The 15,430-nt window shown below is 44.1% G+C and carries 18 protein-coding genes; 9 read left to right on the top strand and 9 right to left on the bottom strand.

All coding sequences use genetic code 11. The features are described from left to right. The first annotated feature begins 86 nt into the window (after nucleotides 1-86). The 6 genes from ACP2WE_RS16990 (at nucleotide 87) to ACP2WE_RS16965 (ending at nucleotide 6,510) form a co-directional block, all read left to right on the top strand. The gene (locus ACP2WE_RS16990) at nucleotides 87-1,004 is read left to right on the top strand and encodes a glycosyltransferase family 2 protein (RefSeq protein WP_425216738.1); all 918 of its coding nucleotides are present in this window, start codon (nucleotides 87-89) and stop codon (nucleotides 1,002-1,004) included. A gap of 12 nt (nucleotides 1,005-1,016) precedes the next feature. Further along, nucleotides 1,017-2,135, top strand: coding sequence for an acyltransferase family protein (locus ACP2WE_RS16985; protein ID WP_425216737.1), 1,119 nt, complete (start codon nucleotides 1,017-1,019; stop codon nucleotides 2,133-2,135). 73 nt (nucleotides 2,136-2,208) lie between these two features. After that, complete coding sequence (locus ACP2WE_RS16980; protein WP_425216736.1) at nucleotides 2,209-3,159, top strand: glycosyltransferase; 951 nt, start codon at nucleotides 2,209-2,211, stop codon at nucleotides 3,157-3,159. Between the two features lie 62 nt (nucleotides 3,160-3,221). Continuing rightward, complete coding sequence (locus ACP2WE_RS16975; RefSeq protein ID WP_425216735.1) at nucleotides 3,222-4,409, top strand: glycosyltransferase family 4 protein; 1,188 nt, start codon at nucleotides 3,222-3,224, stop codon at nucleotides 4,407-4,409. Next, the gene (locus ACP2WE_RS16970; protein WP_425216734.1) at nucleotides 4,406-5,569 is read left to right on the top strand and encodes a glycosyltransferase family 4 protein; all 1,164 of its coding nucleotides are present in this window, start codon (nucleotides 4,406-4,408) and stop codon (nucleotides 5,567-5,569) included. The genes ACP2WE_RS16975 and ACP2WE_RS16970 overlap by 4 nt, the downstream gene beginning before the upstream one ends. 77 nt (nucleotides 5,570-5,646) lie before the next feature. Beyond that, nucleotides 5,647-6,510: a Uma2 family endonuclease gene (locus ACP2WE_RS16965; protein WP_425216733.1), complete on the top strand. Its 864-nt coding sequence runs from the start codon at nucleotides 5,647-5,649 to the stop codon at nucleotides 6,508-6,510. 89 nt (nucleotides 6,511-6,599) lie between these two features. Here ACP2WE_RS16965 and gatC read toward each other — a convergent pair whose 3' ends face one another. The 3 genes from gatC to ACP2WE_RS16950 all read right to left on the bottom strand — a co-directional run bounded on the left by gatC (nucleotide 6,600) and on the right by ACP2WE_RS16950 (nucleotide 8,534). Then, entirely contained in the window at nucleotides 6,600-6,890 is a 291-nt protein-coding gene (gene gatC / locus ACP2WE_RS16960) for an Asp-tRNA(Asn)/Glu-tRNA(Gln) amidotransferase subunit GatC (RefSeq protein ID WP_425216732.1), read from the bottom strand. Nucleotides 6,891-7,010: 120 nt separating this feature from the next. Further along, nucleotides 7,011-7,523 (bottom strand): photosystem I assembly protein Ycf3, encoded by a 513-nt coding sequence (locus ACP2WE_RS16955; RefSeq protein ID WP_425216731.1) that lies wholly within the window; start codon nucleotides 7,521-7,523, stop codon nucleotides 7,011-7,013. 228 nt (nucleotides 7,524-7,751) lie between these two features. Then, nucleotides 7,752-8,534: an ABC transporter permease gene (locus ACP2WE_RS16950; RefSeq protein ID WP_425216730.1), complete on the bottom strand. Its 783-nt coding sequence runs from the start codon at nucleotides 8,532-8,534 to the stop codon at nucleotides 7,752-7,754. 201 nt (nucleotides 8,535-8,735) lie between these two features. On the opposite strand from ACP2WE_RS16950, the gene ACP2WE_RS16945 reads away from it, so the two are divergent. Further along, entirely contained in the window at nucleotides 8,736-9,179 is a 444-nt protein-coding gene (locus ACP2WE_RS16945) for a DUF29 domain-containing protein (protein ID WP_425216729.1), read from the top strand. Nucleotides 9,180-9,327: 148 nt separating this feature from the next. Here ACP2WE_RS16945 and rbp read toward each other — a convergent pair whose 3' ends face one another. After that, nucleotides 9,328-9,618, bottom strand: coding sequence for an RNA-binding regulator (gene rbp, locus ACP2WE_RS16940; protein WP_425216728.1), 291 nt, complete (start codon nucleotides 9,616-9,618; stop codon nucleotides 9,328-9,330). 221 nt (nucleotides 9,619-9,839) lie between these two features. Next, entirely contained in the window at nucleotides 9,840-10,256 is a 417-nt protein-coding gene (locus tag ACP2WE_RS16935; protein ID WP_425216727.1) for a hypothetical protein, read from the bottom strand. A 330-nt stretch (nucleotides 10,257-10,586) separates the two neighbouring features. Between ACP2WE_RS16935 and ACP2WE_RS16930 the strand changes: the two genes are divergently transcribed. Beyond that, nucleotides 10,587-10,967 (top strand): AbrB family transcriptional regulator, encoded by a 381-nt coding sequence (locus tag ACP2WE_RS16930; protein ID WP_425216726.1) that lies wholly within the window; start codon nucleotides 10,587-10,589, stop codon nucleotides 10,965-10,967. Between the two features lie 371 nt (nucleotides 10,968-11,338). Here the strand turns inward: ACP2WE_RS16930 and ACP2WE_RS16925 are convergent, their stop codons facing one another. From ACP2WE_RS16925 to ACP2WE_RS16910, 4 genes are all read right to left on the bottom strand, one after another. Then, complete coding sequence (locus tag ACP2WE_RS16925; RefSeq protein ID WP_425216725.1) at nucleotides 11,339-11,674, bottom strand: TfoX/Sxy family protein; 336 nt, start codon at nucleotides 11,672-11,674, stop codon at nucleotides 11,339-11,341. A 49-nt stretch (nucleotides 11,675-11,723) separates the two neighbouring features. Beyond that, a complete protein-coding gene (gene ligA / locus ACP2WE_RS16920; RefSeq protein ID WP_425216724.1) occupies nucleotides 11,724-13,736 on the bottom strand; it encodes an NAD-dependent DNA ligase LigA in 2,013 nt (670 codons plus the stop codon). A gap of 72 nt (nucleotides 13,737-13,808) precedes the next feature. After that, nucleotides 13,809-14,162, bottom strand: coding sequence for a gas vesicle protein GvpV (locus ACP2WE_RS16915; RefSeq protein WP_425216723.1), 354 nt, complete (start codon nucleotides 14,160-14,162; stop codon nucleotides 13,809-13,811). A gap of 61 nt (nucleotides 14,163-14,223) precedes the next feature. After that, complete coding sequence (locus tag ACP2WE_RS16910) at nucleotides 14,224-14,598, bottom strand: hypothetical protein (protein ID WP_425216722.1); 375 nt, start codon at nucleotides 14,596-14,598, stop codon at nucleotides 14,224-14,226. Between the two features lie 293 nt (nucleotides 14,599-14,891). Between ACP2WE_RS16910 and rimI the strand changes: the two genes are divergently transcribed. Further along, complete coding sequence (gene rimI, locus ACP2WE_RS16905) at nucleotides 14,892-15,422, top strand: ribosomal protein S18-alanine N-acetyltransferase (protein WP_425216721.1); 531 nt, start codon at nucleotides 14,892-14,894, stop codon at nucleotides 15,420-15,422. Nucleotides 15,423-15,430: the final 8 nt, after the last annotated feature.

Below are 15,430 nucleotides of genomic sequence, written 5' to 3'. Positions count from 1 at the left end.
ACCAAAATTCTTAGGACTTTGTGTTAACCTAGATCCCACTGTTCTGAAGTATACATGATGAAAGAATGAAAATTCATGGAATATGCATGGCAAAGGATGAGGCTGATGTGATTGCTCAGACCCTCAAATCGGCAACTGCCTGGTGTGACTACATATATGTGTACGATAACGGCAGCACAGATAATTCTTGGGAACAAGTTCTAGAATTGGCTGAGCAGTATCCCAGTCAGATTATTCCTTATAAAAAAGATGATGCTGTTTTTAGAGGTAGCCTTCGAGGTGAGGTGTTTCGGTACTATCGGAGCAAAAGCCAGCCAGGCGATTGGTGGTGTCGTCTTGATGCAGATGAATTTTACATAGATAATCCCCGCATCTTTTTAGCTAAGATTCCAGAACATTACAAGATGGTATGGAGTGCTAGTTTCCAATACTACTTTACGGATATCGATCTCGCTCAGTATAAACAGAATCCTGAACTCTATGCGGATTCTGTTCCAGTTGAGACAAAGCTACGATACTACAGGAACAATTGGTCAGAGCGTCGTTTCTTTAGGGATGAAGCTAACTTGCAATGGGAAGAAGATAATGCATGGCCCTCTGCTTCACTGGCTGGAGAACCCTATCCAGTCAGAATTTGGCTAAAGCATTTTCAATATCGCTCGCCTCGGCAAATTCAGGGTCGCTTAAGTACTCGCACTGTGAATGTGGTCAATCAAGACTTTAGTCACGAAATGCAGAATGACTGGAAGTCAAAGATTTTAGACCCCACCAAACTCTCTCGCCAAGATCAAGTTGAGACTTTTCAAGATTCTTGGGAATCAAGAATTTTAGAAGCATCAGCGTTAGATTATGATGCTCACGATCGTCGATACGTTGTCAACGAGCATTTAATGCCACAGATTAAGTCTTTGCAAACTCCCAAACCGCCCAGTTTTATGGAACGCATAAAGAATGCGATCGCAAAGGTTTTACAAACTGGTCAATCATCAGGCTTTTATGAATAGGTTTCTATCGAGATGAAACGATTTGCATTTATTGATTCACTGCGCGGACTTGCGATCGCACTTGTAATTTGGCATCATTCTAATCAAGGTATAACAGGCTTACCAAGTTTTCTGAAAACATTGAGCGATCAAGGAGCACGAGGAGTACAGCTTTTCTTCTTTTTAAGTGCTTTTACCCTTTTTCTGTCCGTACATAATCGACAGGAAGAACAAAATCCAACGCTCAATTTTTTTATTCGGCGCTTTTTTCGGATTGCGCCCCTCTTTTATTTTGGGCTCGTTCTTTATCTTGCGATCGATGGTTTGCAGGTTCGTCCAGGAGAAGTCTATGGGGTTACGCTTCCAAGTATTATTGCCACGCTCTTTTTCATGCATGGACTTAACCCCTATTGGATTAATAATGTTGTTCCTGGTGGTTGGTCTGTTGGTGTAGAGATGGTATTTTATTGCTTAATTCCTTATCTATTTGTCAAGATTAAGGGCTTAAATCAAGCAATATGGTTAACATTCATCACTCTACTGTTAAGCATTATTCAAAGTATGGGTCTATCTAAAGTTTCTGCGATCGCAGATGCAGATATTTGGAGAAGGTTTTTATTTTACTGGCTACCCAATCAGATGCCAATTTTTTGCCTTGGCATCGTTTTTTACTTCATTTTTCTTAAGCTTCAAGCATCCAATTTTTTATCGCTAGAATTTTCTAAAGAGCGACAACAATTAGCACTAGTACTATTACTTTTATCTTGCTTCTTTTTTGTAGCGTTAGCCTATGAAGGCTATGTTTTTATTCCCAAGATTTTTCCCTACGGACTTGTTTTTCTAACACTCACACTAGCGCTCTTTCTTCATCCATTTGAGTTTATTGTCAATCGATTTACTTGCCATCTCGGTAAAATCAGCTATAGCGCTTACATTGTTCATTTTGCCCTGATAGCCCCCTCATTAGCTCTAACAAAGTTGGTTGCTGGCTCTTTATCTCCAATTTTTCAACTAGGGTTACTCTTCATCATTCTATTGCTTGGAACTTGCTTAGTCGCAACCTTAACCTATCAATTTATCGAGCTTCCTGGTCAAAATCTTGGTAAAATTGCGATCAAAAAGCTATCTAAAGAACAACCTACTTCGGGCTGAGTTTTACAAGAATTCTCCCTTGCTTTTTCGACATTTTTTTCGATAATAGTTCAACTCGATCCGAAATAGAGATATGTCTTCCCCCCTAGTCAGCATCTTAATTAATAATTACAACTACGATCGCTATCTCAAACAGGCGATTGAAAGTGCGCTAGCCCAGACCTATCGTCCGATCGAGATCGTTGTGGTTGATGACGGCTCCATAGATGCTTCTAAAGAAATTGTCGCTAGTTTTGGCGATGCGATCGTGCCAATTCTCAAGCCTAACGGTGGGCAAGCTTCTGCATTTAATGTTGGCTTTAATGCTAGTAACGGAGACATTCTCTGTTTTTTAGATTCTGATGATACGTTTTTGCCAAATAAGGTGAGTAAAGTCGTTGAGGCATTTGTTGAGAGAACGCGACAAAATCGGAAAGTGATGATCTTCAACATGCTAGAAGCGATCGATGAAGATGGAAACTTGTTAGGATACCGCCGCCCCGATCTCTTTTGCGATTTTCTGCCACCTAATTTGTATGCGATGGCTTGTAAAGATGCCTATATTCCCCACAATGCTGCCCCCACAAGTGGTCTCTCTCTCAGCCGCGAACTAGCTCAGCAAATCTTTCCTCTACCCGAATCCGTGAATATTTCTGCGGATAGTTTTATCGTGAGAGCAGCTTCATTGCTGGGCGAAGTCTATGGTGTGGAAGATCTCTTAAGTCAGTATCGCGTGCATGGCAAGAATAATTGGTATGCCGCTGAAGTATCACAGCGCAAACCAGAATCTAGGGAGTTTTTATTAGCGCAAGATCGATTTCTAAATCAAAAGCTCAGTGAAAATCAGCTTGCCCCTGTCATATCTTTCTTTGATTCCTTTTATGCTAGAAATTTTTACCTTAAAGAAGGTTCTGGAAATGATCTGTTAAAATTAGGGTTCAAAGTTTTAAAGAGACATCCTGACCTCAAAACCCTTAAATTCTTTTTAAAAACCCTCTCTTTAGGGTTGCAAAAAATTATGGCTAGCAAAGCGGATAAATTGTAAAGATGGTTGTTAGTATTTCTAAGAAAACCCTAAGAAAACCCTATATGTCAAATTAATTAGGTATGAAGATAAGCCTAGCTTGTAACAATCCTTGGGGAGCAGGGGGACAGGGAAATTTCTTAAATCGCGCATCTCAAGGGTTGCGAGAATTAGGTGAACTTACTGTCTATTGTGCGGGGTATGGGCAGCCTACGGCTGACTTTCCCGTTCATGCCCTAGGGTTTTCTGTTTGGAGCCAACGCATTCTATCCACACCGATTGTTCGCCGTCGCCGCGATTTAGCGACGCTGCTTGCTGATATCTATTTCGATCGCCAAGTAAGTAAACGGATTCAATCGGAGTCTTGCGATCTGCTGATCGGGGTGGCAGGTCAGTCATACCTCAGCTTTAAAGCCGCCAAGGCAAAGGGCACAAAAGTCTGGATGTATTGCCTCAATACCTACCTACCATTTATGCAGGCACAAATTCGACAGGAGGTCGATCTGCTCAAAGATGCAGCGGTGGCAACCATGCACCCTAAAATGCTCGATCGCTTTGCCAAAGAATGCGCTCTGGCAGACTTTATTTTGGTAAATTCGCAAGTTGCAAAACAGACCTTTATCGATGCAGGCTTTGCGGCTGAGAAGTTGGCAGCGATCGCACCTGTTGTCGATACGGTGAGGTTCCATCCCACCCCTAAAAAAGATGAAGATTCTGTGTTTCGGGTTCTATACGTGGGCACAATCGATCCGCGCAAGGGCGTGCATTACCTAATTCCTGCATTTCTAAAAGCCCAGATCCCAAATTCAGAGCTGCTTTTGGTGGGTGGCTATTCTACGCGTGCCATGAGAATCTTGATTGAAGATACATTGTCACAACATGCCAATATCAAGCAAGAGATTTGGGACTTCAAACAAAAAGATCCAACTGAAATCTTTAGCCGTTGTTCGGTCTTGGTGATGCCTTCTGTCGAAGATGGATTTGGCGTGGTGGCACTAGAAGGGATGGCCTGTGGGTTGCCTGCGATCGTGACTTCCTATTGTGGGGCTGCCGATATCATTCAGGAAGGTGTGAATGGATTTGTGGTTCCGCCTAGAGATGTTGAGGCGATCGCCCAGAAATTAGGCTACTTATCGGAACAGGAGTCAATGCGCCTAGAAATGGGAAAAGCCGCTCGTAACATGGCGATGCAACATACCCAAGTCCGCTACAACCAAGATATAAGACAAATATTCAGCAATTTGGGACTAATTAGAGGGGGAATGACATGATTGAGTCTGACAAGATCTATCACTGCTCGGAAACACTAGCGACAGCGGGAGGAGGGGTTAAAACCTACGTGCAGGGCTTGTTTTCTGCGATGCCCTCTGCTTTTAATACAGGTGTAATCGCTACTTTAGTGGATGTCGATCAGAGTCAATTTAAACTGTTACATCTGCACGAAGATAAACAATTGCCCCAACTGCGCGGCGAATGTCCCACCATCTTTACAGCGCACAATCACGATTCCTACTGTCCTAGCGGTACGAAATACTTCTCAGTAGGGCAAGTCTGCTGCGATCGTCCGATGTCCTATTTAGGCTGCACTTGGGGGCATATCGTCGATGGTTGTGGTAGCCGCCGTCCTCAGCGAATTGTAGAGAACTTCCAACGTGCCTATCAGGGATTTAATGCACTCAAGCAGTTTAAGATTCCTGTAATTGCCAACAGCGATTATGTCCGATCGCAGTTTATCCGCAATGGGCTAGCACCCGAACAAGTTGTCACCCTCCGCTATGGCATTACGATTCCAAAGGTTGCCAGCACACCACTGACAGAATCTATTCATCGCGACCGCCACATTTTGTTTGCAGGGCGAATCGTTCCTGACAAAGGACTTGACTGGCTTTTAAAAGCCTTACAGAAGCTCGATCGCAGCATTCATTTAGATATTGCAGGGGAAGGCTGGTATTTACCCAAAGTCCAAAAATTAGCCGTCGATCTGGGCGTAAGCGATCGGATTACATGGCATGGCTGGTGTAGCGGCGAACAGCTAGAAGCACTCTATGAGAGAAGTTTTTCTGTAGTTTTCCCCAGTGTCTGGCCTGAGCCTGCGGGAATTATCACCCTAGAAGCCTATGCCCGTTTTCGCCCTATTATTGCCAGTGCCGTCGGAGGCATTCCCGAACATGTCAAAGATGGGGAAACAGGGATCCTCGTACCTGCAAACGACATCCAAAAACTCGCAGCGGCAATTACTGAACTATCGGAGAACTATCCTAAAGCTAAAAGTATGGGTGAAGTTGGAAATACTTGGTTCCATCAAGAATTTACGCTGGCAGTCCACACACAGCGTCTGATGAAAATTTACGATCGCGCGATCGTAAATTTTACTGTCCGCCTACCCAACTCATCGCCTCCAACTGCGCCGATGACGAGATCGACAGAATAGTCTCATTCGGTTTGCTCCTAGTTGGGTGTTAAATATGCTAGGTTGTAAACGAATATGACCTGACTTGGAGTACCGCTATGACAATTTCGGGTAATCACAAGCTAACTTCAAAAATAGAACTGCCTGATGAGGACTTTGAGCCGATGCCCGAAGGTGATAAACAGCGGCGAAATTTAAGCTATACAACCGAGGCATTAAGGCTGTGGTTTGAGAAACAACAGAATGTCTACGTTTCGGGAAATCTGTTTATTCGTTATCAAGAAGAGCTAGCAGAAAAAAGAGTCGCACCAGATCTTTTTGTTGTTTTTGGCATGAGCAACGAAGATAGAGTTAGTTATACAATTGGGAAAGATGATGGAAAAGCACCTGATTTTGTTTTGGAAGTCACTTCTAAAGGAACAGTAACAAAAGACCGCGAACAAAATCCATTAATTTATCGAGCTTTGGGCGTAAAAGAATATTTTCAGTACGATCCTTCGGGTGAATATTTAAAGCCTGCTTCTTTACAGGGAGTGCGTTTAGAGAATGGAAAATATGTTGCGATCGCTGCCTTAACTTTGCCTGATGGTACGTTGTCGCTTCATAGTGAGGTGTTGGGTTTGGATCTGCATTTGTATTCTGATAAGAAGTTCCGTTTTTACGATCCGATCTCTAATCAGATTTTAAGGTCTTATGCTGAGGCGGAACAAGCTAGATATCAGGCTGAATTGGAGCGATCGCAGGCTGAATTAGAGCGATCGTTTGAGCAACAGGCTAGGCGTGAAGCGGAGGCTGCTCAACAACAAGCCGAGGCGATCGCTAACCAAGAACGTTCGATCGCCGATCGCGAACGTAGTGAAAAACTCCAAGAACGTCTGGCGAAAGAACAAGCCGAACAAAAAGCACAACGTCTTGCCGAAAGGCTTATAGCACTTGGTTTAGACCCTGATGAAATTTCATAACACATCCAGCACCCTGCTCAGATGATCCGTCAGCGCCCACAGCACATTCCCATTACTCTCATGATTAGAATTTCTGCTTTCCCAAAACGTTAGCCCATGATTTGGGGAACTCGGAAAAAGTCATCTTCTCGTTCGGGAGCGCAGTCTAATAGAGCTTCTCGATCGTCATTGAGAACTAAAACATCAGGGCGAGTGATGTTTACGGTGGCGATCGCGCGGGTTGTGGGTTCCACTCCTTCTAAGAGGGGATCTAACTCGTTGAGCTGTTGGAAGTAATCCAAAATGCTGTCTAGCTGGGAGGTGAAAGCAATTTCCTCGGCTTCACTTAAATGCAATCTGCCTAAATTGGCAACGTGCTGTACTTGTTTTCTGTCAATCATAAAATCGAAATTAGGCAGTAAGTTAAATCGCAAACAAGACTATACAAGCATTCATCACGCGATCGCTGACTGCATCGCTTTAAAAAAGCTAACAGCCAATGGCTAAACGCTAAACGCTAATTAGAAAAATACGTTGATATCGGCTCTACCCGTTGTTTTTAACCAGTTTTGCGCCTCAATGTAGTTGTTCGGAGCAATGCGAACTGCTCTAACCCAATATTCGGCAGCTTGGGTAAAAAATTCTTCTGCGGTTTCTTCGTCTTCTGATTGCTCGCCCTTATAGTGATAAATCACGGCAATATTATTTAAAGCTTGTGGCAGACGGGGATTTAAATCGATCGCTTGCTGATAGTGCTCTAAAGCTTTGTCATGATCGCCATTGCTAGCAAAAATCAACCCCATATTGTAGAGAACATAGCTGCGATCGTAGGCGTTATCCTCTAACTTTAAAGCCTCTTCATAGTTTGATAAGGCTTCAGCATATTCGCCATCGCCCTGGGCTGACATGCCATCACGGTAATAGGCAAAAGCCTCTTTTTCTCTTTGGCTAGCAGGAAATAGTTTGAGAATGGTGTCAGCAATGACGGTGAAGGTTTGATCGACGAAATTATCGTTGCGTTGAGATCTAGGCATAGGTTCTAGGCAGAGGGGTTAAGCGAGAGGTCAAATCGGGACAGTTTAAAAGAATTTAGCTATAAAGAGTAAAACAGCCTGTTTTCTTAGCTTTGTTTCTTAAAAGTAAACAGATCGAGATCGTAGATTATCTTTCATAAGCATATCAAAAGCCCTATAGGTTTTTAAGAAACCTCACACAGATTTAGCTTTTCAGTAAATTCCAGCTCAATGTCTTAGCTCAATGTCTTAGCTAGAGGCACTGGTATAAAAGCGCAAGGCAAATCGCCAGAAAACACGAGAAGCCATGAATAGCGCGATCGCTAAGCCCCCCGATCCCACAATCCAAGTCAGATCGCCCCTGCCTAGCAAAGTCTCCGATGGAACTGTGGTGAGAAAAGCCACGGGCATTACAAACGTAAAAAAGAAACGATAGGCGACGGGGTAAGCAACCATGGGGTAGCGTCCTGCTTCTAATAAACCCCTGAGTACTTCGGTGACATTGTAAATTTTGACAAACCAGATGCTGGTTGCGCCCAACATAAACCAAATACTATAGAGGCTGATCAAACCAAATAACAAAGGAATGGCACTCAGCAAATAATTGGTTACCCCCAACTGCAAATGCAAGCCTGCATAGCCAAGGACAGCAAAGCCAAACATCAGATCGGGAAAGCCCCAAGGGGAGATCGTACGAGCCGATAACCAAAACTGGCTGCTAATAGGTTTCAACAGCACAAAGTCTAGGGTGCCGCGCTGGACGTGATCGACGATGCGGTTGAGGTTGGGCACTAAAAAAGTACTCGAAAAGCCTTGCAAAATTGTAAAGGTTCCCAAGACCGTCAGAGCTTCTTCCCATCGCCATCCTGCAAAGGTATAGCCGTTGCGATAAAACAGAAATAGCCCAAATAGACTGCCTGCCAAATTCCCGATGCTACTGAGGGCAGATAAAACAAAATTGAGCCGATATTCCATCTCGGCAGCGATCGCGGTTTCCCAAAATAATTTCAGCGTCAGCCAATATCTTTTCATTTGCCTATGATAATGCGCTGTAGGGTTTAGGTTTCAAAGACCTATCCAGAATCGAACTCGTTATAGCAATCCTAAACGAGTTGCAATTTGTAGCACAGGCATCTTGCCTGCACGGGCTTCTAGCTCATGCCATACTCCGTTCAAGCAATTTAGGATTGCGATAAGATCGATAATGTCACAGTTTAAACAGAACGATCGCACATGACTGCCTTAATCAAACCAGATACTCTATACGATCGCGATTTTAATCTTTGGCTAGAACAGGCGATCGCCCAGTTACAAAGTGGCGATTTACATAATCTAGATCGAGAGAACCTGATCGAGGAGCTTCAAGGGTTGGCAAACAGAGATAAGCGCGAACTACAACAGCGACTCAAGGTTTTGTTAGAACATTTACTAAAACGACGCCACGTAGACTTACCCGAATGCTTCCGTGGCTGGGAGATTACTATTGTGAACCAGCGAAGCGAAATCGAATCACTACTAGAGCAATCTCCTAGTTTAAAACGTTATTTGTCTGAAGTATTTGATAAGTCGTGGCAAACTGCATTAAAACTGGTGCGACTTGAATATCCTGAGACAGTGTTTCCCGATATATGGCAATTCCCTCAAAGTGATGCAATCCTGACCGAAAAACTTTGGTAACCCCATTAACCTGCTGCCAGAGCGTAGAACCTCAACAACTTTGTCAGATTCTCAGTGTCCAAAATAAACAACTCTCCAACATTGTTAGAGAGTTGCTTGAAAACTTAAGGCAAAAAATTGTTGATGGTAGAACGATTAAATTCTGACCTTAATAGCGGCTTTTAGAAGCACGACCGCCGCCGCCTGGACTGCGCTCTTCGCGTGGTTTTGCTTTATTTACTTTTAGCACTCGCCCCATCCATTCGGCTTCATCAAGCGCTTGAATAGCGGCATCTTCTTGAGATTCGTCCTCCATATCAACAAAGGCGAAACCTCTCATGCGACCGGTTTCCCGATCGGTGGGCAATTGTACCCGCTTGACCGTACCATACTCAGTAAAGACATCTGACACGTCTTCCTTGGTAGCTTGGTATGACAAGTTACCTACATAAATCGTCACAGTAAACTCTCTCCAAAAAAACTTAAAACTCAAGATACACGATCTAGATTCGGATAGAAACGTTGATTGGTAAAATCATAATTTCTATGCAATCGAACCTTGATATGAGTATAAGTTTACCCTCATGTAATTTCAAAATGGGTAAACTGCACTACAAAGATTGTTTAAGAAATTTTTCTTAAGAAAATTTACAAATGCTATATATGAAAGCATCTTCAGCGTTATCCACTGGGATTAGAATCTGGATTTGAAGCCAGAGATTCTATCTCAGCAAAAGTATTTAAGAGCAGTAATTTTGCCTGTAATTCCCATCCCCATTTTTGCAATGCGATCGCACCTGCGGCATTCAGTAAAGCAACAAATAAGCCAATAGGCTCGTTAAAAGAAGCCGCACCCAGTAACCCTAAACCTGCAATTCCCCAAAATGGTAGCGCCACAACTTGTCTTTGCTCAGCCACCAGTTGTTTGATCCCACCAGGTTGCATTTCAGTGAGTAATGCTTCGCGTACCTGTTTCTGCTCAGACGCTGACACAGATAAACCGATTTTACGGCGCAACTTCTCAATTTTGCGAGCATTGGTACTGTATTCGGTTAGTTCATCTTCTGCGAGTTTAATTAGTCGCTCAAATTGGCTCATTGTTATATGAATTGACAATAACGTTACAAATCAAGCTACAAGCTATAAAGTTTTTAGATTTAATAACAAGAAATATCATAATCTAAACTAGAGTAAAAGTAGGGCAATTCATGAATTGTCCCTAAAATTCTAGGCAGAGAAAAAATTGCTGATAAATCATGACTGATTGCTATGTCTGGCATAAATGCTCTCAATATTTCGTAAGACCAGCAAAATTCAGACAAAAACTTTAAGAATACTCGTTCGATATTTTAATTAAAAATTTGACTAAGTTCGTACTTATCTTGGATACTAAAGATAGTAATTGTCTGTCGAAACTATTAGAAACTGATGGCTAAAATCAAACAACCTGTAATGCTAACTGGTGAGGCTTTGTTACAAAAGGTCAAAGAGCTAGAAAATTTATCTAAAGAAGAAAAGGCAAAAGCTTGCGGTTACTCGACAGTCACGAAAAATGGGCAAGATCGTGTCAACCTAATGAAGTTTTACAATGCTTTGATGGATGCTGACGGATTAAATTTAGATGGAAAAGGGAATGGCAAAGGTGGACGCAGTGCTAGTTATCGCGTCAGCGTTCAAAAGAATGGTAACTTACTGATTGGCTCTGCCTACACGCAACAAATGGGTCTTCAGCCTGGTGACGAATTAGAAATTAGATTGGGCCGCAAACATATTCATCTCCGCCAAGTCGGAGCAGAGGACGTAGAATAACACCTGCTTGTGCTGACTAAAATGCGCCTTGAAATCCTAGCTAGAACGGTATTTTAAATGCAATCTAAACGTAACCTAGCTAGTACAAGAACTAGAATCTAATTTACTAGATCGAGATAGAGAATTTAGAAATATTCAGGAGCTTAAACATCTACAAGCATCAAGACTACAATCTAGTTCAACTTGCAAGGATAGTCATTAGCTATCAGTAATTTCGTCATTATGGCAATTTGATTTAATTTTCTCGTAGAACTCGTACAAGATTACGAACAATTTCCGATCGCCTATTCCTGCTACAAGAAAGCATTGAGTTTTAACCCAGATATTAGACCTCTGACAAATTAACGCAACCCCAATTCAAAATGGGTTCTTCATTTCTTTTTGCTACGAGGCTTCTTTTTAGGCAGCGGTAATTCTGCTGCAGAGATTTTTATGAGATTGGTCAGCCATTTGCGATCGTCCCACTTGTCACCTGCGATCGAAAGACATGGTTTAGCGGTGGGATAGGGACGTCCTTCTTTAAATTCACCGATGAATGCTTTACCCGCATCGGTAGGTTTGACAAACAGTTGGTCGTCACAAACTAAAGCCACCATCTTTCCGTCGCAATATATTCCGTATTCGCCAAACATCTTTTTTGCAGAAACTGACCCTGCTTCAGCGATTTGTTCGAGAATGTAATCAACAGTGCTTTGCTGGGATGCCATACAGAATCTCCTAGTTTTACTGATTTTGTGCGTGTTTCTCCAGCAAAAATCAATTTAATAGCTCTAGTAACTCTGCTTCAGAGAGACAAGTAATGCCTAAAGATTGGGCTTTGGTCAACTTAGAACCCGCTTCTTCGCCGACAACTAGATAGTCCGTCTTTTTGCTAACGGAGTCTGTAACCTTACCACCTGCCGCTTGAATTTTTGCTTTCGCCTCGTCGCGTTTTAGCGTGGGGAGCGTACCCGTGATCGCAAAAACCTTACCCAGTAAAGATGCGTTAGTTGCGATTGGCTTGGCTTCGCCGATGAGTTGGAGCCCTGCTTGTTGTAGGCGCGCGATCGCTTGCTGACTTTCTGGCTGACGAAACCACTCATAGACGGCTTGGGCAATTTCAGTGCCAATGCCGTAGACCGAAGCGATCGCTTCGGGTTGGGCTGCTGCCAATTGTTCTACGCTAGGAAAATTTTCGGTCAATAGTTGGGCATTGACACTACCGACATGGCGAATCCCTAGACCATAGAGAACTCGCGACCAAGGTTTTTGCTTTGACTGCGCGATCGCTTCGATGATTTTATCAGCGGACTTTTGCCCCATGCGTTCTAGGGTCATGAGCTTTGCTACGGTGAGTTCGTAGAGATCGGCAACGGATTTCACGAGATCGGCTCCAACCATCTGGCGCACCAGTTTTTCGCCAATGCCATTGATATCCAAAGCATCGCGGCTGACCCAATGTTCGATCGCTCCTCTGACTATGGCAGGACAGGTCGGATTCACACAACGCGTCACCGCTTCCGTTTCTGGCTTAATTACGGTAGATTGGCACTCAGGACAATGCGTTGGCATCTCAACCTTTTCCGCTGTTGACGGACGCAGTTCCACGAGTACCCGCACCACTTCGGGAATAATTTCGCCAGCTTTGCGAACCACGACTGTATCGCCAATGTGTAGGTCCAATTCCGCAATCCGATCGCTGTTATGCAACGTGGCACGAGAGACGGTCGTCCCTGCTAGCAACAGGGGGTCGAGTTCGGCAACGGGAGTCAATGCGCCCGTGCGTCCCACCTGTACGGTCACAGCCAGAAGTTTGGTAGGCAGCTCTTCGGCGGGGTATTTCCATGCGATCGCCCAACGTGGAGATTTTTGGGTAAACCCCAACCGATCTTGTTGCGTAAAGGCATCGATTTTCACCACCATGCCATCGGTCATATAGGGCAGTTGAAACCGCTCTGTCTCCCAGCGATCGTAAAAGGCTTGGACTTCTGCTAAGGAGTAGCAAAGCTGTTTGTTAGGATTCACGCGAAATCCCATGTTTTGTAATAATTCCAAAGATGCCCATTGAGACTGGGGTAATGGAAGTGTGTCAGATGTCGGAATATGTAGCGTGTATGCAAAGAAATCTAACCGTCTCTTTGCCACAATCCGCGCATCTAACTGACGCAGCGTTCCCGCGGCCGCATTCCGAGGGTTGGCAAAAAGCGCTTCTCCCGATCGCGATCGCTCTGCGTTAATTTGATCGAACACTTGAATTGGCAAAAATGCCTCACCGCGCACCTCGACCACTGGCGGTGGATTTTCGAGATTTAGCCGCAGGGGAATCGAGCGAATCGTGCGAATATTCTGCGTGATATCTTCCCCAGCCACACCATCGCCGCGTGTCACACCTCTGATGAGCAGCCCATTTTCATAGGTGAGCGCGATCGCTGAGCCATCAATCTTGAGTTCGCAGACCGAAGCAAAATTTACCGCCTGTTCGTCTTCTTCCCTAATCGCCTTGAGGCAGCGTTCTTGCCATGCCGCCATATCTTCGCTGGTAAAGGCATTCTCTAAGCTATATAGGGGAATATTGTGCTGTACTGAGACAAACTGCGAAGCTGGACGTTCTCCGACTCTTTGGGTAGGGCTATCTGATGTAATCAGTTCGGGATATTGTGTTTCTAAGTCTTGAAGTTCGCGATAGAGCCGATCGTAAACAGAATCAGCTAAGTCTGGAGCATCAAGAACGTAATAGGCATAGCTAGCTTTTTGCAGTAATGCCCGCAACTCTTCGATACGTTGTCTCATTGCTGTAGGTAAGGATATAAAAAGCGAACTTCGATGGAACCGCTGATTCTATAATTGGCTCGGGTGTTGTGCTTAATATTCAATCGTCATGCTGTCAAATGGATTTCCAGTACTGCTTCTCACAGTTTTTACCTGTCTAGTTGCCTTTTGAGCTTTGACCGTTGGCGAAGCATCGGTGAAAAAATCAACATTGAGCGTATTTTCAGCCACATCTGACTCTAGCTTTGCCAAGCCTTGGTCGAGTTCGCCCAGTCGCTGCACGATCTGCAGTTGGCGATCGCATAGCATCGCGAGTTCTTGATGCAACCTTTCCTTCTCATTTGCCAGTTGGTGCATTTGAATGTAAATCGCTGAAGGGGACTTACGAGGGGGCATAGACCTTAGTTTCGGCTGTATGCGTCTGCGCGGAACGTTGGGGATACTCATAGGACTCACTATAAAAGAGAATAAATAGCGGCATCAGGGTGGAGTTTGGCAGCCACAGACATCAGGGTTTGGATTCCGTTGAGGAGTTCGATTGAAAGAATACTTTGTACAGCACAAAGACCACCAGAGCCATAATGCCTAGGGAGATAGCCGCCATCACTGCCTTAAACAAAATATTAAGAATCGTAAATGTAATGATGCCCACAACCGCGATCGCGATGACTTTGGTTGCCCCAGTTAAACTATTAATCCAGCTAATCAGACTGCCCAAGCCAGACTTAGCCGTATCCATATTGATGCCATCGACCCCAAAGGGTGAGGAGTTTTGCGAGCTTTTTTCTGGCTCAGCCCGTTTTAGCGGCGGCTCGCTACTTTTCATGTTCATTTCACGTTCGAGCTGACGAAAGCGCTCTTCAATATCGTTGGGGTTGCTCATGGGTTTACGTCCTTATTTTGATTGAAGCTATTTCTAGTTTATGCGTTCCTAGCTTATGCCAGCTTAATTTAAATGCTCCTAACATAATATATAGGCTGGAAGGTTTAGGCTAGATTCTAAACATGAATGTTCGCGATCGCGAACATTCTATAGTGCCCCTTAATTGTTTGCGAACGTAGTACGGGTTTCTAGCCCTTGCAGGCAAGATGCCTGCGTTACAAATTAATTACAACTCACTTAAGGTTTGCTATATGCACATTTCATCCTTTCCTGAAAACCTCTACTAAGTGTTAATGCAAGTCCGTTTAGTTGAAATTACTAAAGAATTACTATCCCAAATTCACACCATCGATCGCACTTGTCTGGGGGGGCTATGGAGCCTAGAAGCCTACGAGCGCGAGGTTTGCAGCCCCAATAGTTACCTCGTCGGCATTATGTCCTCAGAAAATGTAATTTTGGGGTTTGGCTGTCTTTGGTCAATTCTCGAAGAGGCGCACATCACGATTTTGGCAGTGAGACCAGAATATCAACGACAGGGGCTCGGCAGTTATCTGGTTTGGGGCTTGCTAAAAGCCGCCCAAGATCGCAGTCTAGAATGGGCAACCTTAGAAGTAAGAGCATCCAATCAACCCGCGATCGCGCTATATCAAAAATTTGGCTTTACCGAGGTCGGGCGGCGGCGCAACTATTATCAAGTCACGGGTGAAGATGCATTGATTCTTTGGTGTAAGGGCACGCATACACCAGAGTTTCGAGAATCTTTACAAATCTGGCAGCAAGACATCACCCAAGTTCTAACCAGTAAAGGCTGGGTTGCTGAATAGGAAAACAT

It is taken from the genome of Tumidithrix helvetica PCC 7403 (assembly GCF_965232925.1).
Classification (GTDB): domain Bacteria; phylum Cyanobacteriota; class Cyanobacteriia; order Pseudanabaenales; family Pseudanabaenaceae; genus Tumidithrix; species Tumidithrix helvetica.
The sequence above is the reverse complement of the archived record's forward strand: the minus strand, read 5'-3'. Positions and strand labels throughout refer to the sequence as shown.

Bases quoted from the DNA above. Each gene is read 5' to 3' on its own strand.
- ACP2WE_RS16990 (WP_425216738.1), top strand. From the start codon at position 87: ATGGCAAAGGATGAGGCTGATGTGATTGCTCAGACCCTCAAATCGGCA.
- ACP2WE_RS16985 (WP_425216737.1), top strand. From the start codon at position 1,017: ATGAAACGATTTGCATTTATTGATTCACTGCGCGGACTTGCGATCGCA.
- ACP2WE_RS16980 (WP_425216736.1), top strand. From the start codon at position 2,209: ATGTCTTCCCCCCTAGTCAGCATCTTAATTAATAATTACAACTACGAT.
- ACP2WE_RS16975 (WP_425216735.1), top strand. From the start codon at position 3,222: ATGAAGATAAGCCTAGCTTGTAACAATCCTTGGGGAGCAGGGGGACAG.
- ACP2WE_RS16970 (WP_425216734.1), top strand. From the start codon at position 4,406: ATGATTGAGTCTGACAAGATCTATCACTGCTCGGAAACACTAGCGACA.
- ACP2WE_RS16965 (WP_425216733.1), top strand. From the start codon at position 5,647: ATGACAATTTCGGGTAATCACAAGCTAACTTCAAAAATAGAACTGCCT.
- gatC (WP_425216732.1), bottom strand. From the start codon at position 6,890: ATGATTGACAGAAAACAAGTACAGCACGTTGCCAATTTAGGCAGATTG.
- ACP2WE_RS16955 (WP_425216731.1), bottom strand. From the start codon at position 7,523: ATGCCTAGATCTCAACGCAACGATAATTTCGTCGATCAAACCTTCACC.
- ACP2WE_RS16950 (WP_425216730.1), bottom strand. From the start codon at position 8,534: ATGAAAAGATATTGGCTGACGCTGAAATTATTTTGGGAAACCGCGATC.
- ACP2WE_RS16945 (WP_425216729.1), top strand. From the start codon at position 8,736: ATGACTGCCTTAATCAAACCAGATACTCTATACGATCGCGATTTTAAT.
- ACP2WE_RS16935 (WP_425216727.1), bottom strand. From the start codon at position 10,256: ATGAGCCAATTTGAGCGACTAATTAAACTCGCAGAAGATGAACTAACC.
- ACP2WE_RS16930 (WP_425216726.1), top strand. From the start codon at position 10,587: ATGGCTAAAATCAAACAACCTGTAATGCTAACTGGTGAGGCTTTGTTA.
- ACP2WE_RS16925 (WP_425216725.1), bottom strand. From the start codon at position 11,674: ATGGCATCCCAGCAAAGCACTGTTGATTACATTCTCGAACAAATCGCT.
- ligA (WP_425216724.1), bottom strand. From the start codon at position 13,736: ATGAGACAACGTATCGAAGAGTTGCGGGCATTACTGCAAAAAGCTAGC.
- ACP2WE_RS16915 (WP_425216723.1), bottom strand. From the start codon at position 14,162: ATGAGTATCCCCAACGTTCCGCGCAGACGCATACAGCCGAAACTAAGG.
- ACP2WE_RS16910 (WP_425216722.1), bottom strand. From the start codon at position 14,598: ATGAGCAACCCCAACGATATTGAAGAGCGCTTTCGTCAGCTCGAACGT.
- rimI (WP_425216721.1), top strand. From the start codon at position 14,892: ATGCAAGTCCGTTTAGTTGAAATTACTAAAGAATTACTATCCCAAATT.